This is a genomic window from Thioalkalivibrio sp. ALE30, assembly GCF_000377465.1.
GTDB lineage: Bacteria > Pseudomonadota > Gammaproteobacteria > Ectothiorhodospirales > Ectothiorhodospiraceae > Thioalkalivibrio.
This window is the reverse complement of record NZ_KB898168.1, coordinates 642,169-664,795: the sequence shown is the minus strand read 5'-3', so window position 1 is coordinate 664,795 and position 22,627 is coordinate 642,169. Positions and strand designations below refer to the sequence as shown.

Here is a 22,627-nt window from a genome sequence, read left to right as displayed (position 1 = left end):
CCTGCCGCGGGCCCATCACAAGCACATGAAGAGCACCAACATGCTCGAGCGGCTGAACGAGGAGATCCGCCGCCGGACCCGGGTGGTCCGGATCTTCCCCAACACCCACAGCTGTCTACGCCTGGTACGGGCCCTGGCCGTCGAAATCCACGAAGGCTGGCTGGAGGACAACCGCTACCTGAACATGGATCTGCTCAAAGAGCACAAGAAAATCCTGCTGAGGCAGGCCGAGGCCGCCTGAGCCATACCGACCAACCGAACATGGCTGACTCACTTCTGCACAACTTGACGCACACAACCAAGCGGCCGAGCCCCGGCTTTCAATGGCTTGTGGGGTTGGTGCCCCCTGTTCCCCGATCCTGCGTTGCGCCGCTTGCGGGTAGAACCACTACCCGCTGCACGACGCGCCTTGTCTCGGAAAACAGGGGGCGCCAACGCGGACGTGCGATTCAATCAGCGTCTCCCTTGGGAATCCCGGCAGCTGGCCGGGAAACCTGCCGACGGCGCGGGGCGTGTGATACGCTTCGCGCCGTTGTCGTTTCCGGCAATTCCAATCTTTTACACGCGACGTTCGACCCCGCGTATGGGTCGGCGAAGGAGCCTCGCAATGCCCGCAGTAACCCTCCCCGACGGCAGCCGCCGCGAGTTCGATCATCCGGTCACCGTGCTGGATGTGGCCAAGGACATCGGTCCGGGCCTCGCCAAGGCGACCCTGGCCGGCAAGGTGAATGGCCAGCTGGTCGATGCCCGCCACGAGATCGACGATGACGCCGAACTCGCGATCGTGACCGACCGCGACCCCGAGGGGGTGGAGATCATCCGGCATTCGACCGCGCACCTGATGGCGCAGGCGGTCAAGCAGCTCTTTCCCGAGGCCCAGGTCACCATCGGCCCGACCATCGAGAACGGCTTCTACTACGACTTTGCCTATGACCGCGGCTTCACGCCGGAGGATCTGGAGAAGATCGAGAAGCGGATGAAGGAGCTGGCCAAGCAGGACCTGCCGGTGGAGCGCTCGCTGATGGATCGCGACGAGGCGGTGAAGTACTTCCGCGACATGGGCGAGGAGTACAAGGCCGTAATCATTGCCAGCATCCCGCAGGGCGAGAACATCTCGCTGTACAAGCAGGGCGACTTCGTCGACCTCTGCCGCGGCCCGCATATCCCGTCCACCGGCAAGCTGAAGGCCTTCAAGCTGACCAAGGTGGCCGGCGCCTACTGGCGCGGCGACTCTGACAACGAGATGCTGCAGCGCATCTACGGCACCGCCTGGCCGAACAAGGACCAGCTGAAGGAATACCTGGAACGCCTGAAAGAGGCCGAGCGCCGCGACCACCGCAAGATCGGCCAGGAGCTGGATCTGTTCTCGATCCAGGACGAGGCCGGCGGCGGCCTGGTGTTCTGGCACCCGAAGGGCGCGCGCATTCGTCGCGAGATCGAGAAGTACTGGTACGACATGCACGAGAAGGCGGGTTACGACTTCGTCGTGTCGCCGCACATCGCGAACCTGGAGCTGTGGAAGACCTCCGGCCACGCGGACTTCTACGCTGAGTCCATGTACGAGCCGATGGAGGATGAGCATCAGGCCTTCCAGCTCAAGCCGATGAACTGCCCGTTCCATGTGCTGATGTACAAGGACCGGTTGCACTCCTACCGCGACCTGCCGCTGCGCTGGGCGGAGATGGGCACGGTGTACCGCCGCGAGATGTCCGGTGCGCTGCACGGGCTGATGCGTGTGCGCGGTTTCACCCAGGACGACGCCCATATCTTCTGCCGCGAGGACCAGATCGAGGCCGAGGTGATGGCGGTGATCGACCTGACGCTGGAGGTCCTGCAGACCTTCGGCTTCGAGAAGTTCGACGTGAACCTCTCGACCAAGCCCGAGGACGCGGTCGGCTCCGACGCGATCTGGGAGCACGCGACCGCTTCGCTGCGCTCGGCGATCGAGAAGAAGGGGCTGAAGTATTCGGTGGACGAGGGCGGCGGTGCGTTCTACGGACCGAAGATCGACATCAAGATCCACGACGCGATCGGCCGCGAATGGCAGTGCTCCACGGTACAGCTGGACTTCAACCTGCCCGAGCGCTTCGACATGGAGTACGTGGCCGAGGACAACGAGCGCCGTCGCCCGATCATGATCCACCGCGCGCTGCTGGGGTCGGTGGAGCGCTTCTTCGGCGTGCTGATCGAGCACTACGCCGGGCACTTCCCGACCTGGCTGGCGCCGGTGCAGGCCGAGGTGCTGACCATTACCGAGCGCCAGGACGACTACGCCCGCGAGGTCACCAAGACGCTGCGGGACAAGGGTTTCCGGGTCGAGTCCGACTTGAGAAACGAGAAGATCGGCTTTAAGATTCGCGAGCACACGCTCAAGCGCGTGCCGTATCTGCTGGTCCTTGGAGACAAGGAAATGGAAAACGGGCAGGTCGCGGTACGCACGCGAAGCGGAGAAGACCTCGGCGTGATGAGTCTCGAGGCCTTCGGCGAGCGCCTCCGGGAGGAGGTCGCGAGTCGCCAACACTGAACCTTGAACTGGAGAGAAGGCTATTAGCGCAGCGAAAACGGTCCGCCTGAACGATCAGATCACCAGCCCGCAAATCCGACTGATCGACGCCGAGGGCGAGAATCGCGGCGTCTGCAGTACTGCAGAGGCCCTGGAAATGGCCGCGGAAAGCGGTCTGGACCTGGTCGAAATCTCGCCGAATGCCGAGCCGCCCGTGGCCCGGATCATGGACTACGGCAAGTACAAGTTCGAGCAGGCGAAGAAGGCGCAGGAAGCCAAGAAGAAGCAGAAGCAGATCCAGATCAAGGAAGTGAAGTTTCGTCCGGGTACGGACGAGGGCGACTACAACGTCAAGCTTCGCAACCTGCGCCGGTTCATCGAGGCCGGCGACAAGGGTAAGGTCACCATCCGCTTTCGCGGGCGCGAGATGCGCCACCAGGAACTCGGTGGCGAGCTGCTCGACAAGATCGAGCAGGACATGGCCGATATTGCGGTCGTGGAACAGCGCCCGAAGATGGAAGGGCGCCAGATGATCATGGTGCTGACCGGCAAGAAGAAGTAGGCCGGTCAGACAACAAGGGCGGTCGGGTCTCCGCATACCCGTATCGCCTTTTCACAAACGGCCGGCCCGAATCGGGTACGGCCCCAAATGCCGGAGAGAGTAATGCCGAAGATCAAGACCAATCGGGGTGCGGCCAAGCGCTTCACCCGTACCGGGTCGGGGAAGTTCAAGCGGTTCCAGTCGCACCGCAGCCACATCCTGACCAAGAAGCCTACCAAGCGTAAGCGTCACCTGCGCAGTCCGGCGATGGTGCACGAGTCGGATGCCCCGGCCGTGCGCAAGCTGCTGCCGTACCGTTGAACTGACCGAGGAATCGAGACATGCCACGAGTCAAGCGCGGTGTAACCGCTCACGCCCGTCACAAGAAGGTCCTGAAGCAGGCCAAGGGCTACTACGGCGCCCGGAAGAACGTCTTCCGCGTTGCCAACCAGGCCGTCATCAAGGCCGGCCAGTACGCCTACCGTGACCGTCGCCAGAAGAAGCGCCAGTTCCGGTCGCTGTGGATCGTCCGCATCAATGCGGCGGCCCGTCAGTTCGATCTCTCCTACAGCCGCCTGATGGCGGGTCTGAAGAAGGCCGAGATCGAGATCGACCGCAAGAGCCTGGCCGATCTGGCCGTGCACGACCTGACCGCCTTCGGCAAGATCGCCGAAAAGGCCAAGGCCGCACTGCCGGCCTGAGCAGGATCCTGCAGGATTACCCGCCGGGCACTGCCTGGCGGGTCCCGGAAAGGGGAGGGTCGACGCCCTCCCTTTTTTGTTTCGGGAACAGGGAACACCGGGACGGCGGGTAAGCCGTCGCCCATCATTTTCGGGGAACGCACGTGGAGCAACTGCAACAGCTCGTCGCCGAGGCGCGCGACCGCATCGAGGCGGCCACCGACCTGAAGGCGCTGGATGAGGTCCGGGTGCAGTACCTGGGCAAGAAGGGGTCGATTACCGCCCAGTTGAAGGAACTCGGCAAGCTGACGGCGGAGGAACGCCCCGCCGCGGGCCAGAAGGTGAACGAAGCCAAGGCCGAGGTCGCCGGTCTGATCGAGGCGCGCAAGGAAGCGCTGGCGCAGGCGGCCCTGGCGGATCAGCTGGCCAGCGAGCGGGTGGACGTGACGCTGCCGGGGCGCCGGCCGGGGCCGGGTGCCCTGCACCCGATCACGCAGACGCTTGAACGAATCGAGACCTTCTTTGCCGGTCTCGGGTTCCGCGTGGCCGAGGGACCGGAGGTGGAGGACGACTTCCACAACTTCGAGGCCCTGAATATCCCCGAGCATCACCCCGCGCGGGCGATGCACGACACGTTCTACTTCGACGCCCACCGGGTGCTGCGTACGCATACCTCGCCGGTGCAGATCCGGACCATGGAGCAGCAGAAGCCGCCGCTGCGGGTCATCGCGCCCGGGAGGGTGTATCGCTGTGATTCCGATCTGACCCACAGCCCGATGTTCCATCAGGTGGAAGGGCTGTGCGTGGATACGGATATCACCTTCGCGGATCTGCGCGGTGTGCTGAGCGCCTTCCTGCAGGCCTTTTTCGACCGTGATGATCTGGCCACCCGGTTTCGGCCCTCCTACTTCCCGTTCACCGAACCCTCGGCGGAGGTCGACATCCAGTGCGTGCACTGCGGCGGTGAGGGGTGTCGGGTGTGTAGCCATACCGGCTGGCTGGAGGTGATGGGCTGCGGGATGGTGCATCCGAACGTGCTGGGGCACGTCGGGATCGACGCCGAGCAGTACACGGGCTTTGCCTTCGGGCTGGGGGTGGAGCGCATGGCGATGTTGCGCCACGGCGTGAATGATCTCCGGCTGTTCTTCGACAACGATATCCGCTTTATCGGGCAATTCGGGCAGACAGGCTAATGCGTATCAGTGTGCAGTGGCTGCAGGAATGGCTGCAGATCGACGAAACCCCGGAGGCGCTGGGGCATCGCCTGACCATGGCAGGGCTGGAGCTGGACGCCCTGGAACCCGCGGCCCCGGATTTCAGCGGCGTGCGGGTGGGTCATGTCCTTTCGGTGGAGCCGCATCCGGATGCCGATCGCCTGCGCGTGTGCCGCGTCGCGGCTGGCGCGGCGGAGCCGCTGACCATCGTGTGCGGGGCGCCCAATGTGCACGAGGGCATGCGTGCGCCTGTGGCCGTGGTGGGGGCGGTTTTGCCCGGCGATTTCCGGATCAAGCGCTCGAAGCTGCGCGGGGTGGCCTCCGAGGGAATGCTCTGCTCGGCCCGCGAGCTGGGCCTGTCCGAGGATGCGGCGGGACTGATGGCGCTGCCATCGGACCTGGAGGCCGGCCTGGACCTGCGCGAGGCCCTCGGGCTGGACGACACCATCCTCGAGGTGGACCTGACCCCGAATCGGGCGGATTGCCTGGGGATGCGGGGTATTGCCCGCGAATGTTCGGCCTTGCTCGATCGCCCGCTGCACGCCCCGGACATGCCGGGCGTGCAGGTGGCCAGTGAAGCCCGTGTGGCCATTGAGGTCCGCGATGCGGAGGCCTGCCCGCTGTATGCGGCGCGGGTGCTGGAGGGGCTGGACGCGAAGGCTGCCACACCGGTCTGGATGACGGAACGCCTGCGGCGTGCCGGGGTGCGTCCGCTAAGCGCCATCGTGGATGTGACCAACTACGTCATGCTGGAGCTGGGCCAGCCCCTGCATGCCTTTGATGCCGGGCGCGCCGGTGAACGGATCATCGTGCGCCGCGGGGAAGGGGGTGAATCCCTGACCCTGCTGGGTGGGGAGCAGACGGTGAAGCTGTCGCCCAGGGACGTGGTGATTGCTGAAGAGGATGGGCCGCTGGCGCTCGCCGGCGTGATGGGCGGGGCCGCCAGTGCGGTCGACGACGCCACCACGCGGGTAATCCTCGAGTGCGCTCATTTTACCCCGCGTGCCCTGGCCGGCCGCGCCCGGGCCCACGGGTTGCACACCGATGCCTCGCACCGCTTCGAGCGCGGGGTCGATCCCACCCTGGTCCCCCGGGCCATGGAGCGCGCCACAGAGCTTCTTCTTGCGATCTGCGGAGGGCAGTGCGGCCCGATCGAGCAGACCGGCGAGACGCCGGCTCCGCACCGGGAGAGCGCGATCACCCTGCGCCCGGAGCGGGTCCAGCGGCTGCTGGGGATCACACTCGATGGCGCCGAGATCGAACGCATCCTGCGGGCGCTGGACTGCGAGGTCGAGACGGTCGGTAATGGCTGGTCGGTGCGGGCGCCGCGCGCGCGGTTCGATCTGGAACGCGAAGAGGACCTGATCGAGGAGCTGGCGCGGGTGCACGGCTACGATGCCCTGCCGCAGACCCTGCCGACGCCCGTGGCGCCGGTGACCCCGGACAATGCCCTGCGGTCACTGCGCGACGGGCTCGCGCGCCGCGGGTTTCACGAGATCATCAGCTTCAGCTTTGTTGCGGCGGACACGGCCCGGGCGTTCTATCCGGACGTCGAACCCCTGGCCCTGGCCAATCCCATCTCGTCCGACCTGGCGGTGATGCGCCCCGGGCTGTGGCCGGGACTGGTAACCACCGCGGCGTACAACCAGGCTCGCCAGCAACCGGATCTGCGGCTGTTCGAGCATGGTCTGCGGTTTGTCCCGGATGCCTCGGGCTTGCGCCAGGAGGCACGCCTGGCCGGTCTGCTCGGCGGCCGGGCGGCACCGGAGCACTGGGAAGGGGCCCCGAGGAAGATCGATTTCTTTGACGCGAAGGGGGTGGTGGAGACCCTCTGCGAGCGGCTCTCCGGGGAGCTGGGCTTCCGTATGGAACGGCACCCGGCGCTGCATGATGGTCAGTCGGCGCGCGTCCTGGTGGATGGCCAGGCGATTGGCTGGGTCGGGCGGTTGCACCCCTCCCTGTGCGAGCGATTCGACGTGGAGCCCGTCTACTTGTTCGACCTGGACGCGGTCGCCGTGGCCCGCGCGCCGGTGGCCCAGTTCAGCCCGCTGTCGCCCTATCCGTCGATCCGGCGCGATCTGGCGGTGGTGGTCGGCGAATCGGTCGCCGCCGGCGACGTGCTGGCGGCCATCCGGGAGCTGGACCTGGAGCTGGTGCAGGATGTCCGCCTGTTTGATCTGTACCAGGGCAAGGGCTTGAATCCGGACGAGAAGAGCCTTGCTTTGGGCTTGATTTTACGGGCTTTTGATCGCACCCTAGGCGAACAGGATGTGGCTGGCGTCACCGACGCGGTGATGCAGCATCTCCAGGCCCGGTTCAACGCAACCCTGAGACAATAAGGCGATGGCAGCTGTTACCAAGGCGGATCTTGCCGCCGTGCTAAACGAGGAACTGGGTCTCAACAAGCGCGAGGCCAAGGAATTCGTCGAGATGTTCTTCGAGGAGATGCGCCAGTCGCTGGAAGCAGGCGAAGGTGTAAAACTCTCGGGCTTCGGCAACTTCATCCTGCGCGACAAGAACCAGCGTCCGGGACGCAATCCGAAGACGGGCGAGGAGATCCCGGTATCCGCGCGACGCGTGGTTACCTTCCGCCCGGGGCAAAAACTGCGCGAGCGGGTAGAGAGCTATGCTGGAGGCGAGTAACCACCAGGAACTGCCCGCGATCCCGGGCAAGCGCTACTTCACGATCGGCGAGGTGGCGGAGCTGTGCCAGGTCAAGCCGCACGTGCTGCGCTACTGGGAGCAGGAATTCCCGATGCTGGCGCCGGTGAAGCGCCGCGGGAACCGCCGCTACTATCAGCGCCAGGACGTGATCCTGATCCGCCAGATCCGGGCTCTGCTGTACGAGGAGGGCTACACGATCAACGGGGCCCGCCAGAAGCTCTCCGGTGACGAGGCGAAGGGCGATCGCCAGCAGGCCCAGCAGATCATCCAGGACACCATCTCCGAGCTCGAGTCCGTACTGCGCACGCTCCGCGCCTGACCTTCCTTGTGCCCGCGTTCAGAAAGTCTTTTTGAACCACAGAGGGCACGGAGTTCACGGAGAAGGTCGTTAAGGAGGCGCTGATCCAAGTCTTGGGCGTTGGGTGTGTCGTCTCGCTGGACGCGTCTAGGAAACCGTGTCGCCGCCTTGTGTTTCCAAGTCATTTCTCCGTGCCCTCTGTGCTCTCCGTGGTGAATAAAATGCCCGTGCGGATCGCGATCACCGTGATAGTCGCTCGGTTCGCTTTGAGGGTGTTGGGTGCTTTCGTGACGGCGGGGAATCGGATATAGTTCGCGGCTTCGGGGCGTGGCGCAGTCTGGTAGCGCATCTGCATGGGGTGCAGAGGGTCGCAGGTTCAAATCCTGCCGTCCCGACCAAACAGGAAGCATGAAAAAGGCCGCTTGTAGCGGCCTTTTTTGTGTCTGACGTCCGAGTTTGTCCGGGCGGGTCTATTCCATCGAGCGGCGACGCGCCTCGCGCTGGTAATGCAGCAAGGCGAGGTTGGTCTGGCGCTCCAGCCACTGGGTCATCCCGACAATCTCGAAGCCGGCGTATTCGTAGCCCTCCCGCGTACTGCGCCGCCGGTTGGCCAGGCGCAGGTCGCCCGAGAGCCGCTCACTGACGTCGGGGAGCAGCAGATTGGTGAACGCGAGGGTGGTGCCGGTCTCCAGCGTGTCGAGCGTGGCCGTGGCCAGCTCGATGCACATGCCCTGGCCCGAGAGATCGACGAGCTCGCCGATGACCGGGTCCTTCCAGCCGGGCGCGCGCAGTTCGATCTGCGGGCGCTGGGCCATGGGGATGTGAACGCGGAAGGTTTCGCGGCGCTGGAGATGCTCCAGTGTTTCGGGGTAGGGGCAGGCGTACAGGGCGCCGCCTTCTTCATGTTCGATCCGGGCCACGGTGGTGGAGAAGCGTACGGCCACGCCGCGCAGCGCGGCGAATACCCGCAGGGGCATACCGGAGGTGACATGCTGGTGCGCGCGCGGCGGATTCAGTTCGTCGAGAAAGAGTTCCTTCGCGGCGGGGTCCAGCCGGACCAGGGCCGAAGTGTACAGCGGGCCGTCGGCGTCGAGCCGGACGCTGACCAGGGTGAGCTTGTGGTCCAGGTCCTTGAGAATGCCGGCGATCCGGTCCGGCTTGTCGACCGTGTAGTCGGTTTCGTCCATGCGTCCGTGACGTTAGCTGGGTGTGAGGACGCAAGGTACTGGTCGAGCATCCGAAATGCCAGCATCGGTGCGAATAAGCTGCATCAGGCTTGTGTGATACGGCGTCCGCCACGGGTGTTGGGGCGGGTGCGCCCGTAGGGGTCGTAGGTCGCCGCCGGGCCGGCCTCTTCGCCGCGCAGGATCTGCATGGAGAGCTCCACGCGCTGGCGATCGCGATCGATCAGGCGTGCGTTGCCCTGGTTGAGGGTGTTGCAGCGCTCGATGGACTGGCGCAGGGCCTGCCAGTGATCGTTGAGGACGGCACCGTCGTCCATGCGCGAGAGCAGGCGGGCCATGCCCTCGGGTGTGAATGACTCGCTCGCGGCCTCGGCGATAGCGCGCTGCTGGCGGGTCTCGGTCTCGAGTTCCTGCAGCAGCCCCTGCTTGGTCGCCACGACCTCCTGCAGGGTCTCCGGGGTGCGCGCCTCGACCGCGCGGGTCTCCTGGATCAGGGCCTCTTCCAGTTGGTGGGCCAGCCGGATCGAGGTTTCCAGGGAGCGCAGCAGGCGATGGCGCGTGTCGGTGTTCATCGGTGAGGTCCGTGATTAGCGCAGCAGGCGCTCGAGGTCGATCATGCGGTCGGCCAGCTGTTCGTTGTCCACCGGGTAGTTGCCGCTGGCGATCGCCTCGCGCAGCTCGGCCACACGCGCCGCGTCGAACGGGGCGTTCTCGCCGGCGCTGGCGGCCGAACTCATCGCCTGGGCGGCGCCGGTCAGGGTAAGCGAATCGTTACCGGTGGTCGCGGCGCTATCCGACCCTTGCGCCCGGTTGGGCGCGCCGCTGGAGTCCTCGCGGCCCTTGACCGTGGAGCTCTGGCCGTCGGGGCGCAGACTGTTCGTATTGAGGCCCTTGATATCCATTGTGCCGTCCTGTCGTTGTAACTGTGCTGCAAGTGTTTACGGCCGCGTGTGCTGAAACTGTAGCCCTGTGGCGGTGGTTTTTGTAACACCGATCACAGAGTCGGCATCAAAGTGTCACCCGGACGTGCCCGGAGGGCTGGATTTCGCCCTCGACCACGCGCCCGGACGAGGTGTTCTTGACCCGGATGCGGTCCCCGAGGCTGCCGTTTTCCAGGGCCTCGCCCTGCATGCGGATGGCGATCGAGCCGTTTTCGGCAAGGATCGTGACCCGCTGGCCGCGGCTGACGATCTCGCGCTGGGTGACGTGCTGTGTGCCGATGATCTGGCCCGGACGAATGCTGCGCCGGGTCTGCTGACCGATGAGGGCCGACTTGTCTTCATGATAACTGCCCGCGTGGCGTGACGTCTCGATGCGCTGGAAGCGCAGATCGCCGCTGGTCAGCGTGTGCTGGCGAGGGAGGTTGCGACTGGCCACCAGCACCTGAGCGTAACGTTCCACCGTGGCCGGGACATACAGCTGCCAGGTGACCGGGCCCGCACACTGAAGGTGGATCGCGGTATTGCCGTCGCGGCGGCCGCCGGGCGGGAAACGGGCGTTGAGTCCGTCATGGCAGTAGGCCAGCCGGAGCCGGTTGTCGAGCTGGCCGATCTCGATATTGATGTTGTCGCTATGTTCGGCGTCCAGCTCCTGCAACAGAAACTGTTCCGCGGCCGCGCGGATCTCCGCAACGGGGTGGATCTCGGCGTGGGCCGGCACGGAGAGCGCGAACCACGCCACGAGAGCCATGAGCCCCATGGGGATGCAGCGTGATGTACAGGTTGTATGTGGATGCATATGCCGGTCCTCGCCGCCCGAGGGAATACCCCGGGTCTGCCGCGTCCGTTCGCGGACCCGAAGCTATGCAGGTTTGATGCCAGTTGTCCGGGCGGTGCCCGACTCAAGGCCCGGCGTTCAATGCCGTTATCCCTGGGAAGCGGCGCCAGAAGGCGCATACAGGCGATTGCAAATGACAGCCCGGGGGTGCGCGGTGCACACTGACCTCCCGGGAGCGGCTCGCGGCAGATGGGCGCGGGACAAGGAGAGCAGCACCATGAGTCAATTCATTGACGATGTGAACCAGCGAACGCAGCTGGTGGGTCAGAACCGGATGGAACTGCTGCTGTTCCACCTGGGTGGATCACAGACCTTCGGAATCAACGTGTTCAAGGTGCGCGAGGTGATCCCGTCGCCGCCGCTGCGCCAGATCCCGGGGTCGATGAGTGTGGTGCGCGGTGTGGCTACGCTGCGGGGCGGCACGGTGCCGATTATCGATCTGGCGCGCGCCATGGGCCTGCGCAGCGCGGCCGGTGCCAGCGACAGCGGCGACCAGAAGGTGGTGGTCACCGAGTTCAACCGTTCGGTGCAGGGCTTCTGGGTGTCGGCCGTGGACCGGATCGTGAATGTGAACTGGCAGGATGTGAAGTCCCCTCCGCGTGGTACGGGGCGCGAGTCCTTCCTGGTCGCGGTCACCGAGATCGACAACAAGCTGGTCGAGATCATCGACGTGGAACGGGTGCTTTCGATCGTCAATCCTCTGCCGACCGAGGTCTCCGAGTCCATCCGAGCGGACGCCACGCCAGCGGGGGGGCGCAAGGTCGTGATCGTTGACGACTCGGTCGTGGCGCGCAAGCAGATCGAGGGGGCGATTCGCGGTCTCGGGTTCGAATACGAGGTTTTCAAGGATGGTCAGGAGGCGCTCGACTTCCTGGAGCAGAAGGCCGGGGAGGGCCCGGTTCGCGACCAGATCGAGCTGGTGATCTCGGACATCGAGATGCCACGCATGGACGGCTATACGCTGACGGCGCGGATCCGGGACAATCCCGCCCTGAAAGATCTGAAGGTGCTGCTGCATTCCTCGTTGAGCGGCGAGTTCAATACCGACATGGTCAAGCGCGCCGGGGCCGATGCGTTTCTCTCGAAATTCAACCCCGACGAACTGGCCAACGCGGTGCTCGACCAGACCGGGCGCGAGGATCAACAGGTCGAATGACCGCCGGGGGGAACGGGGTTGCCGCCCGGCAAGGCCGGGGCGGCGTCACATGGCCGACAAGGGCCCAGTGTCGTGTCCCGCCTGCGACACCGTATACTGAAACCCGCTACCGGGGATTCCCCCTGCGTTTCGTGGCGCGGGCGCCGCTGTCAAGGACTCGTCATCAGGATGCTAATCACCATGGACTGTGCTCGGGGATGAACCGGTGATCGATTCCCGCGATTACGAGGAGTTTTCCCGCTTCCTGCAGGACTGCTGCGGCCTGGTGCTGGGTGACAGCCGTCAGTATCTGGTGTCGAGCCGACTGTCCCGGCTGCTCGACGAGTTCGACTTCAAGAGCGTGCCGGAGCTCCTGCACGCGATGCGGCAAGCCCCGAATCCGCGGCTGCGCACCCGTGTGATCGACGCGATGACGACCAACGAAACCTCGTGGTTTCGCGATGGCTTTCCGTTCGAGATCCTCCGGCATGTGTTGTTGCCGGAGCTGGCTGCGAAGGGAAGCAGCATCAAGGTCTGGTCTTCCGGCTGTTCCAGTGGCCAGGAGGCCTACAGCATCTCCATGGTCGTCTCCGAGTGGGAGGAATCCCGCCCCCCGCGCAAGGTGCCGGTATCCATCCTGGGGACGGACCTGTCGGAGAAGATCCTGGATGACGCCCGGCGGGCGGTCTACGACGGCCTGAGTATTGTGCGCGGGTTGAGCGAGAGCCGCCGCGCGCGCTTCTTCGAGACCGTGACGGACGGCCACAAGGTCGTTCCCGAGGTGCAGCGGCGCTGTCGTTTTCAGAAGCTCAACCTGATCGACAGCTACGCGGCACTGGGCAAGTTCGACCTGGTGTTCTGCCGCAACGTGCTGATCTATTTCTCCGGCGAGACCAAGCGACAGGTTCTTGACGGTATTGCCCGGCAGATGAATCCGGGCGGCTATCTGTTTCTTGGCGCTTCGGAGACGGCCGGCCCGTACACCAAGGCCTTCGAGACGGTTCGCACCGACTACGGCTCGGTCCTCCGGCTCAAATCCTGACGCCCCTCCGTCGCAGGGCCGCCAGGTCCGAAACGCCCGCGCAATGCGGCCGCGACTCGAATTGCCCCCTTCCCACGTTTCCCGCTAAGGGCGTCCCCAGCCGAGACGGATTCCCGTCGCTGGCATAGCGATTGCATCGGTCTCCTCGCAAAGGGCCGCAATGGCTGCGTCCCGGTTCTGGTAGCGAGGGTCCGCCACGGGCGGACAGGACGGAAACGATGAGTCTCTCTCTCGACAAGGCGATGGGCATCCTGCCGCAGGCGGTCAACGTGCGCGCCCAGCGCATGGAGCTGCTGGCCTCCAACATCGCCAATGCGGACACCCCGAACTACAAGGCGCGCGATATCGACTTTCGCGCGGTGCTCGAGTCCGCGGCTGGGAGCGGCAATCACTTGCCCATGGCGCGTAGCCAGGCGGCGCATATCGACCCCAATGCCGGGGCGATGAACGGGCAGGCCGAGGCGCTTTATCGCGTCCCGTCGCAGGCGTCCCTGGATGGCAACACGGTGGATCCGCAGATGGAACGTGCCGCCTTTGCCGAGAACGCGATCCAGTACCAGAGCAGTCTGGAATTCCTTAACCGCCGGGTCTCCGGCATCCGCGAAGCCCTGAGGGGCGACCGTTAACGCGGGCCTGATCGGGAGATCGATGTCGTGAGCAACATGTTCAGTCTGTTCAATACCTCGGCTTCGGCGCTGTCGGCGCAGTCGGTGCGCCTGAATACCGTCGCCTCGAATCTGGCCAACGCGAACACCGCCGCCACCAACCCGGACGAAGCGTATCGCGCCAAGCAGGTGCTGTTCCAGAGCGTGATGGATCAGGCCAACCCGAATGGTGCGGCGACGTCCGTGCGGGTGGCCGGCGTGACCGAGTCGCAGGCCCCGCCACAGGCCCACTACGAGCCGCACCATCCGCAGGCGAACGAGGAGGGCTACATCTTCCGCCCGGCGATCAGCGTGGTCGAGGAGATGGCCAACATGATGTCCGCCTCGCGCAACTACGAAGCGAACGTCGAGGTGATGGAGACCTCGCGTCAGCTGCTCCAGCGCACATTGCAGATCGGCCAAGGCTAGAGGAGCCCGCCATGACACAGATTTCCCCCGAATTGCTGGATCGCCTCGGCCTGTCGCGCCCGGAGAAGAAGCCGGAAGGCGAGATGGACCGCCTCGGGCAGTCCGACTTCCTCAAGCTGATGACCACCCAGCTGGAGAACCAGGACCCGATGGAGCCGATGGATAACGGTGATTTCCTCGGCCAGATGGCGCAGTTCTCCACCGTGACCGGCATCGAGCAGCTGTCCAAGTCCTTCGAGAAGCTGGCGCAGTCCCTGGGGCAGAACCAGACGCTGCAGGCGGCTTCGCTGGTTGGCAAGGATGTACTGGTGCCCGTCGAGTTTGGCGAACTGGGGCCCGACGGGCGGGTGAACGGCGCGGTCGATCTGGAGCGCGCCACCGAAGAGCTGCAGATCGACGTGTACAGCCCGAATGGCGAGCGCATTCGCCGCATGAATATGGGCGCTGCCGGCAGCGGCCTGCAGGAGTTCACCTGGGACGGCATGCGCGACGACGGCACCTTCGCGCCACCGGGCGTCTACGAATTCAAGGCCACGGCCCGCTCCGGGACCCAGTCGGAGGCCGTGGATACCTTTCTGGATGCCCGCGTGGAAAGCGTCGCGGTGGGCAGTGACTCCGGGCTGGCACTGACCGTGCAGGGCCTGGGCGAGATCAGCTTTTCGGATGTACGGCGGATTGGCGGCTGACGCCCCGCAACAAGAACCCTGACGGAGGAAACACCCCATGCCCTTCAATATCGGATTGAGCGGACTCAACGCGGCCCAGGCCGATCTGCAGACCACCGGTAACAATGTGTCCAACTCGGGGACCACGGGGTTTAAACGTTCCCGTGCCGAGTTCGGCGATGTGTTCGCCCAGAGCTTCGGCGGGATCAGCCAGACAGCCATCGGCTCCGGCACACGACTGCAGGCGGTCACCCAGCAGTTCTCGCAGGGACGGACCGAGTTCACCGAGAACGGCCTGGACCTGGCGATCAACGGCGAGGGCTTCTTCGTCCTGAACGACCAGGGCAGCACGGTGTACAGCCGGGCGGGGGCCTTCCAGGTCGACCGCGACGGGTACCTGGTGAACAACCAGGGCCTGCGCCTGCAGGGCTATGACGAGGCGGGTGGTACGAATCTCGGGGACTTGCGTCTGCAAACCGATACGGCCGCGCCCCAGGCCACCGAGAATCTCGAGGCACTGATCAATTTGCGTTCGGATGCGCCGGCCTTGAGCGCCGATCCGGCGGATTTCGATCTCGAGGATCCGGAGACCTACAACTTCTCGACCTCGCTCACGATGTATGACTCTCTGGGCATTGCGCGGGACGCCAACATCTACTTCGTCAAGACGGGGCAGAACGAGTGGAATGCCCATGTGGCGGTACGCAGGGAGGACGGTTCGCTGCAGGAGGTCGATTATCCCGGCGGGGTAGACGCCCTGGCTTTGCAGTTTGGATCGGACGGCGCGTTGGCCGCTGTGGTTCCGGACCCTGATGGTTTGACCGTTCCAGGAGCGACCTTGGATGGGGCGGATGATTTGGTCTTCGATATCGACTTCGACGGTACGACCCAGTTCGGCGGAGATTTTTCCGTCAATGACCTGAACCAGGACGGTTTTGCCTCTGGACAGCTCACCGGTATCGACATCGATCAAACCGGCGTGGTGTTCGCTCGTTTCACCAATGGGCAGTCGACGGAGCTGGGTCAGCTTGCGCTGGCGAATTTCCCCAATCCGCAGGGCCTGGAACAGCTGGGTGACAACAACTGGGCCGAAACCTTTGCAGCAGGTGATGTGCGCCTGGATCGGCCCGGATCCAGCAACTTGGGGTCGGTGCAGGCTGGGGCGCTGGAGGCCTCGAACGTGGATATCGCCCAGGAGCTGGTGAACCTGATCACCGCGCAGCGCAACTTCCAGGCGAATGCGCAGACGATCTCCACAGCCGACCAGGTCACCCAGACGATCATCAATATCCGCTAAGTATCGGATAAGTTAGTAAAGAGGGCTTGAGCATGGATCGATTTCTGTACATCGCGATGTCCGGTGCGAAGGAGACGATGCACGCACAGGCCATCAACAATCACAACCTCGCCAACGCCAACACCGACGGCTTCCGCCAGGCCCTGGCCACCGCGGATACGGTGCCGGTACGCGGCCCGGGCTATGCCTCGCGGGACTACACCCAGGTGGGGAACGAGGCTGTGGATTTCAGCAAGGGCAAGATGCAGAGCACCGGCCGTGATCTGGACATCGCCATTGAGGGTGAGGGGTTCATCGCGGTGCAGGGACCGGAAGGGGAGGAGGGCTATACCCGGGCCGGCTCGCTGCATGTGGATGCCTTTGGCCTGCTGCGCACCGCGCAGGGTCACCAGGTCCTGGGGGATGGCGGGCCGATTGCCATCCCGCCGGCGGAGCAGATCGAGATTGGCACCGACGGCACGATCAGCGTGCGCCCGCTGGGCGTGGGTCCGGAGGCCCTGGCAGCCGTGGAACGCATCCGCCTGGTCAACCCCGATACGGACGACCTGCAACGGGGTGATGACGGCCTGTTCCGCCTGGCGGATGGTGGCGAGGCCCCGGCGGATGCCGAGGTTCGCGTGGTCTCCGGAATGCTGGAGGGCAGCAACGTGAACACGGTGGAGGCCCTGACCCGAATGATCGAGCTGTCCCGTCACTTCGAGATGCAGGTGAAGATGATGGACAGCGCCAACACGCTGGAACAGAGCAGTAACCGCTTGCTGGGCCTCGGGTAATTTCCCGGGACTCGCGCGGCACTTGAGAGAAAACAGGAGAACACCATGAACCAGGCACTGTGGATCGCCAAGACCGGCCTCGACGCGCAGCACACGCGCATGTCGACGGTCTCGAACAACCTGGCCAACGTGAATACCACGGGCTTCAAGAAGGACCGGGCGGTATTCGAGGATCTGATATACCAGACGGTGCGCCAGCCGGGCGCCCAGGCCACCCAGGATCAGCAGCTGCCTTCGGGCCTGCAGATCGGCACCGGCGTGCGCGCCGTCTCCACCGAGAAGATGTTCCAGCAGGGCAACCTGCAGCAGACGGACAACTCGCTGGACATCGCCATCGAGGGGCGCGGCTTCTTCCAGATCCTGCTGCCCGACGGCAACGTCGGCTATACCCGCGACGGCAGCTTCCAGCTGAATTCGGACGGCCAGGTCGTGATGTCCAACGGCTACCCGCTGCAGCCGGGTCTGTTCGTACCGGAGGACACGCAGTCCCTGGCCATCGGCAAGGATGGCACGGTGACCGCGCAGATCCCGGGTCAGGCGGCGCCGGTGGAGCTGGGCAACATCCAGCTGGCGGACTTCGTGAACCCGGCGGGCCTGCAGGCGGTGGGCGAGAACCTGTTCCGCGAGACCGCCGCGTCCGGCGTGGCACAGCAGTCCCTGCCGGGCCTGAACGGGACCGGCACCGTGGTGCAGGGCTCGCTGGAGACCTCGAACGTGAACATCGCCGAGGAGCTGGTGAACATGATCGAGACCCAGCGCGCCTACGAGGTGAACTCCAAGGCGATCTCCGCGGCTGACCAATCGCTGCAGTTCGTCAACCAGACCATCGGGTGATGTGATGACGCGCCTCGGAACCGTTCTCCGCCCGGCCCTGGCCGTGACCGCCGCACTGCTGCTGTCCGCCTGCGCCGCCACGCAAACAACCAAGCCGGACGACAACCCGGAATATCGCCCGGTGATGCCTGCCCAGCCGGTCCCGCAGTCGCAGAACAATGGCGGGATCTACCAGGCGGCGCATTCCCAGGGCCTCTTCGAGGACTACAAGGCGCGCAACGTGGGCGACATCCTCACCGTGATCCTGGCGGAGAGCACCAACGCGCAGAAGTCGGCGTCGACCTCCACGGGCAAGGATTCCAATCTCGACCTGGGGAACCTGTCGGCCTTCGGCCGCGATGCCACCTTCAACGGGCGCCCCCTTTTTGGCGCGAGCAATTCGAGCTCGCGTGACTTCGACGGCTCGGGGGATTCCTCGCAGAGCAACCAGCTCGACGGCGAGATTACCGTGACCGTGGCCGAGGTCCTGCCCAACGGCAACCTGGTCGTGCAGGGCGAGAAGTGGCTGGGGATCAACCAGGGCGAAGAATACGTGCGCTTTCGCGGCATCGTGCGCCCGGTGGACGTGACCACCAACAACACCGTGCTCTCCACGCAGGTCGCCAACGCTCGTGTCTATTACGGCGGTTCCGGCGTGCTGGCGGACAGCAACACCCCCGGCTGGATCACGCGCTTCTTTAACAGCCCGATCTGGCCCTTCTGACGCAGCGTGCGCGCGGCGAGGTACGACATGGACTCGATATCCCTCAAACAACCCGCGAACGACCGCCGGATCGTGGCGCTCGGCGACTGGCGGCGCTTGGCCCTGCTGGTTCTGGTAGCGCTGCTGGTGGCCGGTCCGGGGAGCGCTTCGGTGGCGGCGCAGACCGCCATCCAGCAGCAGGCGGCGATGCAGGAGCGCAGCTACATGGAGCGAGTCAAGGACGTGGCCAGTGTCTCCGGCGTGCGCGAGAACCAGCTGGTCGGGTACGGCCTGGTGGTGGGCCTGGACGGCACGGGGGATCAGACCACCCAAACGCCATTCACCGTGCAGAGCCTGAACAATATGCTCGGCCAGCTCGGGCTGACGCCGGATGCCGGCAACCCGCAGCTGCGCAACGTCGCCGCCGTGATGGTGACGGCCGAACTGCCGCCATTCGCCAAGTCCGGCCAGCGCATCGACGTGACCGTCTCGTCGATGGGCAACGCGACCAGCCTGCGCGGTGGCACGCTGCTGATGACGCCGCTCAAGGGGGCGGACGGGCAGACCTACAGCATCGCCCAGGGCAATCTGGTGGTCGGGGGCTTCGGGGCCGAGGGGACCGATGGTTCGCGCATCACCGTGAACGTGCCGAGTGTCGGCCGGATCCCCAATGGTGCCACAGTGGAACGCGAGGTCCCGACCGCGTTTGCCCAGGGGGATCATGTCACCCTGAATCTGCACCGCCCGGACTTCACTACGGCCAACCGCCTGGTACAGACGGTGAACGATACCTTCGGCCAGGGGGTCGCCCATGCCCTGGATGGATCGTCGGTGCGCGTGCGCGCGCCGTCCAACCCGGATCACCGGGTCGGCTTTGTCGCGGAGCTGGAGCGCCTGCCGATTGAACGTGGTGCGCCACCGGCGCGGGTGATCGTCAACTCGCGCACCGGGACGGTGGTGATCGGCTCCAGCGTGCAGGTGACCCCGGCCGCCGTCTCGCACGGCAGCCTGACGGTGACGATCAGTGAGGCCCCTCAGGTCGTCCAGCCGGCGCCCTTCGGCGCGGGCGAAACGGCGATCCAGCCGGATACCGACATCGCGATCGAGGAGGGCGACAACACCATGTTCCTGTTCGATCCGGGCACCTCGCTGGACGAGATCGTGCGCGCGGTGAATAACGTGGGGGCCGCCCCCGGCGACCTGGTCGCGATCCTGGAGGCCCTTCGCGAAGCCGGCGCGCTACGCGCGGAGCTGGTGGTCATCTGATGATCACCCCGGGTGTCGATACCCAGATGCAGGCCCGCGCGGCCCTGGCCTCGGACCCCAGCGGCCTGCAGGATCTGGCCCGGGGAGCGCGTTCGGGCGATCAGAAGGGCCTGGAGGCCGTCGCCCGCGAGTTCGAGGCGATGCTGATTGGCCAGATGCTCAAGCAGATGCGCGAGGCCTCGCTGGGCGATGGCCTGTTCGACAACGACCAGAGCAAGATGTACCTGGAAATGCAGGACCAGGAATTCGCCAAGGCCATGAGCCAGGGCGATGGCATCGGCCTGCGCGATGCCCTGATGCGCCAGCTCTCCGCGCAGCAACCCGCAGATCCCGAGGCCTTGAATGACCCGGATCGCCAGGCGGCACTCGAACTGCCGCAGCGGCGGTCGGGACTGGATACCCTGCGCGTACTGCAGGGCGATGTGGAGCCCGAGTTGCAGCCGGTGGGGCCGCAGCGCCCCGATGCTGTGGCCCCGCAACCGAGCGCGGGGGCGGCGGCGCCATCACCCATCGCCTGGCCCCCGCGGGACGCCGCCGAGTTTGTGCAGAGCCTGGAGCCCCTGGCGCGGGATGCGGCCGCGGAGCTCGGGGTCGAACCCGGCATCCTGCTGGCGCAGAGTGCCCTGGAGACCGGCTGGGGACAGCACGTGCCGTCGCGCGCCGACGGCCAGCCGAGCTTCAACCTGTTCGGGATCAAGGCGGACAGCCGATGGAACGGGGATCAGGTCTCCGTGGGCACCCTCGAATTCCGCGAGGGGGTTGCGCAACGGGAGCAGGCGCGCTTCCGTGCCTACGCCGATCCGTCGGAGTCGTTCTCCGATTACGTCGACTTCATTCGCAACAATCCGCGTTACCACCGGGCTCTGCAGGCTGGAGATGACGCGCAGTACATCCGCGAACTGCAGGATGCCGGTTACGCGACCGATCCGGCCTATGCGGACAAGGTCTTGCGCCTGCGCGATCAGTTGGCCGCGCACCAGGGCAGTGGATCGACTCAAGTCGCGGCCGATGCGGCCGTTACCCGTACCGAGGGGTAGAGCATGAAGCAGAAATGGCCCAATCCGGTGGTTGAACGAGCGGTTTCGCGGGAGGCGCGGGTATGAGCGCGTCCGGGATTGGCACCTCGGCGCTGCTGGCCTTCCAGCGCGCGATTGGCACCACCAGCAACAACATCGCGAACTCCGCGACCGAGGGCTACAGTCGGCAGCGCACCGAGCTGTCCAACCTGACGCCGCAGTTCCTGGGGGGCAGCTTCCAGGGCCAGGGCGTGCAGGTGGACACGGTTCGGCGCATCTCCGACGACTTCGTGAACACCCAGCTGCGCAACTCCATCTCGGATCAGTCGAATGCCGAGCTGAAGGCCTCGCTGGCCGGGCGCATCGACGACCTGCTGGGCAGTTCCAGTTCCGGTCTGACGCCGGTACTGCAGGACTTTTTCGACGCCGGCCAGGATCTGGCCAACGACCCGACGTCCAGTGCCGCGCGCACGGTCTTCCTGACCGAGGCGGAATCCCTGGCCGAGCGTTTTGCCTCGATCGACCGGCGCATCGAGGAGCAGCGCGACATCATTAATGGCCAGATCCGCACCAACGTCGAGGAGATCAACTCCCTGACCGATGCGATCGCCGGGCTCAACCGCGAGATCGTGTCCAAATCCACGCAGGGCACCCCGAACGATCTGCTGGACCAGCGCGACCGGGTGCTGAACCAGCTGGCGGAGAAGGTCAACGTCCGCATCACCGAGCAGGATGACGGAGCGGTCAACGTCTTCGTCGGCAACGGTCAGGCCCTGGTACTGGGTGGCAACAACCGCGAGCTGGTGGCCGAGTCGCTCACGGGCGACCCGCGCTCCCCGGACATCGGGCTGGCCACCAGTGGCGACCCGGTGAACATCTCCCGCTTCATCCAGGGCGGCGAGCTGGGTGCGTTGCTGGAGACGCGCACCGGGATCATCGACGAGGCCCAGAACACCCTGGGCCGGCTCGCGATCAGCATCGGGGCGGAATACAACCAGCAGAACAACCTCGGGCTGGACCTGGAGGGCAATCTGGGCGCGGATATCTTCGGGATTGGTGATCCGGCGGTACGTGGATTCCCCGGCAATGAGTCTGATGATGTTCCGTCTGTCGAATTCGGAGACGTGCGCGACCTGACCACGTCCGATTACCGCCTGAGTTATAACGGTACGGACTATGAACTACGGAAGCTGTCGGATGGTGAGGTCGTAGCGAGTGGCAATGGAGTCCTTGAGGCGGATGGGATCATTGTGGATACGGCTACGATTGGCGGACAGGTGGAAGGGGATGGCTGGCTGATCCAGCCGACCCGCAATGGGTCGCGCGACCTGTCGGTGGAGATGACCGACCCTAGTCGGATCGCTGCAGCCAGCGCCGTGCGGGCCGACCTTGGCGATGACAACGCCGGGGATGCCGCGATCGCGTCTGTGCGAGCAGCAGACCCGACCATCGATTTGGAAGCTCTACCCGCGGACGACCCCGATGAGGTTGTGTTCGATGCTGACATCGGGGACCGGGGCGCTTTCGTGATCGATGGAGAAGAATTTGAGCTCAGTGAGGATGGTGTGACAACCATTGAGTTCAATGGATGGGAAATGGAGGTCCGTGGTGCGCCTGCGGACGGGGATATCTTCAAGGTCAGCAGCAACGAGGGGTATCCCGGCGACAATCGCAACATGCTGGCGATGAACGAGCTGTCGGATCAGCGCCTGGTGGGCGGTGACCGGACCTTCGGGGATGGCTACAACAGCCTGCTGGCCAATGTCGGCACGCGCACCCGGCAGGCCCAGGTCGCGCAGGAGTCCGCCGATGCGCAGCTGGCACAGGCGCGGGCGCAGCGTGAGGCAGTGTCCGGCGTCAATCTGGACGAAGAGGCGGCGGATCTGATCCGCTACCAGCAGGCCTATCAGGCGGCGGCCCAGGTCATCTCGGTCAGCAACTCGCTGTTCGACTCACTGCTCGGCGCCTTCCGCCGCTAGCGCCC

25 protein-coding genes and 1 tRNA gene are annotated in these 22,627 nt (G+C 65.3%); 22 read left to right on the top strand and 4 right to left on the bottom strand.

Annotated features, from left to right (window positions below):
• The 10 genes from D107_RS0103050 to D107_RS0103000 all read left to right on the top strand — a co-directional run.
• On the top strand, window positions 1–241 hold a 241-nt coding region (locus D107_RS0103050), incomplete at its 5' end, for a transposase (RefSeq protein WP_026280730.1).
• 366 nt (window positions 242–607) lie between these two features.
• Window positions 608–2,524, top strand: coding sequence for a threonine--tRNA ligase (gene thrS, locus D107_RS0103045; RefSeq protein ID WP_018880742.1), 1,917 nt, complete (start codon window positions 608–610; stop codon window positions 2,522–2,524).
• A gap of 22 nt (window positions 2,525–2,546) precedes the next feature.
• Window positions 2,547–3,065: a translation initiation factor IF-3 gene (gene infC, locus D107_RS0103040; RefSeq protein ID WP_081618407.1), complete on the top strand. Its 519-nt coding sequence runs from the start codon at window positions 2,547–2,549 to the stop codon at window positions 3,063–3,065.
• A gap of 102 nt (window positions 3,066–3,167) precedes the next feature.
• Window positions 3,168–3,365, top strand: coding sequence for a 50S ribosomal protein L35 (gene rpmI, locus D107_RS0103035; RefSeq protein ID WP_017942014.1), 198 nt, complete (start codon window positions 3,168–3,170; stop codon window positions 3,363–3,365).
• A gap of 20 nt (window positions 3,366–3,385) precedes the next feature.
• Window positions 3,386–3,745, top strand: coding sequence for a 50S ribosomal protein L20 (rplT, locus tag D107_RS0103030; RefSeq protein ID WP_017925358.1), 360 nt, complete (start codon window positions 3,386–3,388; stop codon window positions 3,743–3,745).
• Between the two features lie 143 nt (window positions 3,746–3,888).
• A complete protein-coding gene (gene pheS, locus D107_RS0103025) occupies window positions 3,889–4,917 on the top strand; it encodes a phenylalanine--tRNA ligase subunit alpha (protein WP_018876827.1) in 1,029 nt (342 codons plus the stop codon).
• Complete coding sequence (gene pheT, locus D107_RS0103020; protein WP_018880741.1) at window positions 4,917–7,277, top strand: phenylalanine--tRNA ligase subunit beta; 2,361 nt, start codon at window positions 4,917–4,919, stop codon at window positions 7,275–7,277. The genes pheS and pheT overlap by 1 nt, the downstream gene beginning before the upstream one ends.
• 4 nt (window positions 7,278–7,281) lie before the next feature.
• Window positions 7,282–7,581 carry an integration host factor subunit alpha gene (locus D107_RS0103015; RefSeq protein WP_018867323.1) on the top strand — a complete coding sequence of 100 codons (300 nt, stop codon included), beginning with the start codon at window positions 7,282–7,284 and terminating at the stop codon, window positions 7,579–7,581.
• Window positions 7,565–7,921 (top strand): MerR family transcriptional regulator, encoded by a 357-nt coding sequence (locus D107_RS0103010; RefSeq protein ID WP_018867324.1) that lies wholly within the window; start codon window positions 7,565–7,567, stop codon window positions 7,919–7,921. Before D107_RS0103015 ends, D107_RS0103010 begins: the two co-directional genes overlap by 17 nt.
• Window positions 7,922–8,221: 300 nt before the next feature.
• Window positions 8,222–8,298, top strand: a tRNA-Pro gene (locus tag D107_RS0103000).
• A gap of 72 nt (window positions 8,299–8,370) precedes the next feature.
• Here the strand turns inward: D107_RS0103000 and D107_RS0102995 are convergent.
• The 4 genes from D107_RS0102995 to flgA form a co-directional block, all read right to left on the bottom strand.
• A complete protein-coding gene (locus D107_RS0102995; protein WP_018867325.1) occupies window positions 8,371–9,087 on the bottom strand; it encodes a flagellar brake protein in 717 nt (238 codons plus the stop codon).
• 83 nt (window positions 9,088–9,170) lie between these two features.
• On the bottom strand, window positions 9,171–9,656 hold the full coding sequence (locus D107_RS0102990) for a flagella synthesis protein FlgN (RefSeq protein WP_018867326.1): 486 nt from the start codon (window positions 9,654–9,656) through the stop codon (window positions 9,171–9,173).
• A 15-nt stretch (window positions 9,657–9,671) separates the two neighbouring features.
• The gene (gene flgM, locus D107_RS0102985) at window positions 9,672–9,986 is read right to left on the bottom strand and encodes a flagellar biosynthesis anti-sigma factor FlgM (protein WP_018877831.1); all 315 of its coding nucleotides are present in this window, start codon (window positions 9,984–9,986) and stop codon (window positions 9,672–9,674) included.
• A gap of 106 nt (window positions 9,987–10,092) precedes the next feature.
• Window positions 10,093–10,782 carry a flagellar basal body P-ring formation chaperone FlgA gene (flgA, locus tag D107_RS0102980; protein ID WP_018880740.1) on the bottom strand — a complete coding sequence of 230 codons (690 nt, stop codon included), beginning with the start codon at window positions 10,780–10,782 and terminating at the stop codon, window positions 10,093–10,095.
• A gap of 295 nt (window positions 10,783–11,077) precedes the next feature.
• Here flgA and D107_RS0102975 point away from each other — a divergent pair, with 295 nt between their 5' ends.
• From D107_RS0102975 to flgK, 12 genes are all read left to right on the top strand, one after another.
• Window positions 11,078–12,016, top strand: coding sequence for a chemotaxis protein CheV (locus D107_RS0102975; protein WP_018867329.1), 939 nt, complete (start codon window positions 11,078–11,080; stop codon window positions 12,014–12,016).
• Window positions 12,017–12,221: 205 nt separating this feature from the next.
• Window positions 12,222–13,037, top strand: a complete 816-nt coding sequence (locus tag D107_RS0102970; RefSeq protein ID WP_026279283.1) for a protein-glutamate O-methyltransferase CheR — start codon at window positions 12,222–12,224, stop codon at window positions 13,035–13,037.
• Window positions 13,038–13,255: 218 nt separating this feature from the next.
• Window positions 13,256–13,663 (top strand): flagellar basal body rod protein FlgB, encoded by a 408-nt coding sequence (flgB, locus tag D107_RS0102965; RefSeq protein WP_038028802.1) that lies wholly within the window; start codon window positions 13,256–13,258, stop codon window positions 13,661–13,663.
• A 27-nt stretch (window positions 13,664–13,690) separates the two neighbouring features.
• Complete coding sequence (gene flgC / locus D107_RS0102960) at window positions 13,691–14,110, top strand: flagellar basal body rod protein FlgC (RefSeq protein WP_018876821.1); 420 nt, start codon at window positions 13,691–13,693, stop codon at window positions 14,108–14,110.
• 11 nt (window positions 14,111–14,121) lie between these two features.
• On the top strand, window positions 14,122–14,796 hold the full coding sequence (locus D107_RS0102955; protein ID WP_018867333.1) for a flagellar hook assembly protein FlgD: 675 nt from the start codon (window positions 14,122–14,124) through the stop codon (window positions 14,794–14,796).
• A gap of 37 nt (window positions 14,797–14,833) precedes the next feature.
• Window positions 14,834–16,072, top strand: coding sequence for a flagellar hook protein FlgE (flgE, locus tag D107_RS0102950; protein ID WP_018877827.1), 1,239 nt, complete (start codon window positions 14,834–14,836; stop codon window positions 16,070–16,072).
• A gap of 32 nt (window positions 16,073–16,104) precedes the next feature.
• Complete coding sequence (gene flgF / locus D107_RS0102945) at window positions 16,105–16,845, top strand: flagellar basal-body rod protein FlgF (protein ID WP_018867335.1); 741 nt, start codon at window positions 16,105–16,107, stop codon at window positions 16,843–16,845.
• Between the two features lie 45 nt (window positions 16,846–16,890).
• Window positions 16,891–17,679: a flagellar basal-body rod protein FlgG gene (gene flgG / locus D107_RS0102940; protein ID WP_018873722.1), complete on the top strand. Its 789-nt coding sequence runs from the start codon at window positions 16,891–16,893 to the stop codon at window positions 17,677–17,679.
• A 4-nt stretch (window positions 17,680–17,683) separates the two neighbouring features.
• Window positions 17,684–18,382, top strand: a complete 699-nt coding sequence (flgH, locus tag D107_RS0102935; protein WP_018867337.1) for a flagellar basal body L-ring protein FlgH — start codon at window positions 17,684–17,686, stop codon at window positions 18,380–18,382.
• Between the two features lie 27 nt (window positions 18,383–18,409).
• Window positions 18,410–19,627 carry a flagellar basal body P-ring protein FlgI gene (locus D107_RS0102930; protein WP_018867338.1) on the top strand — a complete coding sequence of 406 codons (1,218 nt, stop codon included), beginning with the start codon at window positions 18,410–18,412 and terminating at the stop codon, window positions 19,625–19,627.
• Entirely contained in the window at window positions 19,627–20,664 is a 1,038-nt protein-coding gene (flgJ, locus tag D107_RS0102925; RefSeq protein WP_018880739.1) for a flagellar assembly peptidoglycan hydrolase FlgJ, read from the top strand. Before D107_RS0102930 ends, flgJ begins: the two co-directional genes overlap by 1 nt.
• A gap of 62 nt (window positions 20,665–20,726) precedes the next feature.
• Entirely contained in the window at window positions 20,727–22,622 is a 1,896-nt protein-coding gene (gene flgK, locus D107_RS0102920; protein WP_018880738.1) for a flagellar hook-associated protein FlgK, read from the top strand.
• The last annotated feature ends 5 nt before the right edge of the window (window positions 22,623–22,627 follow it).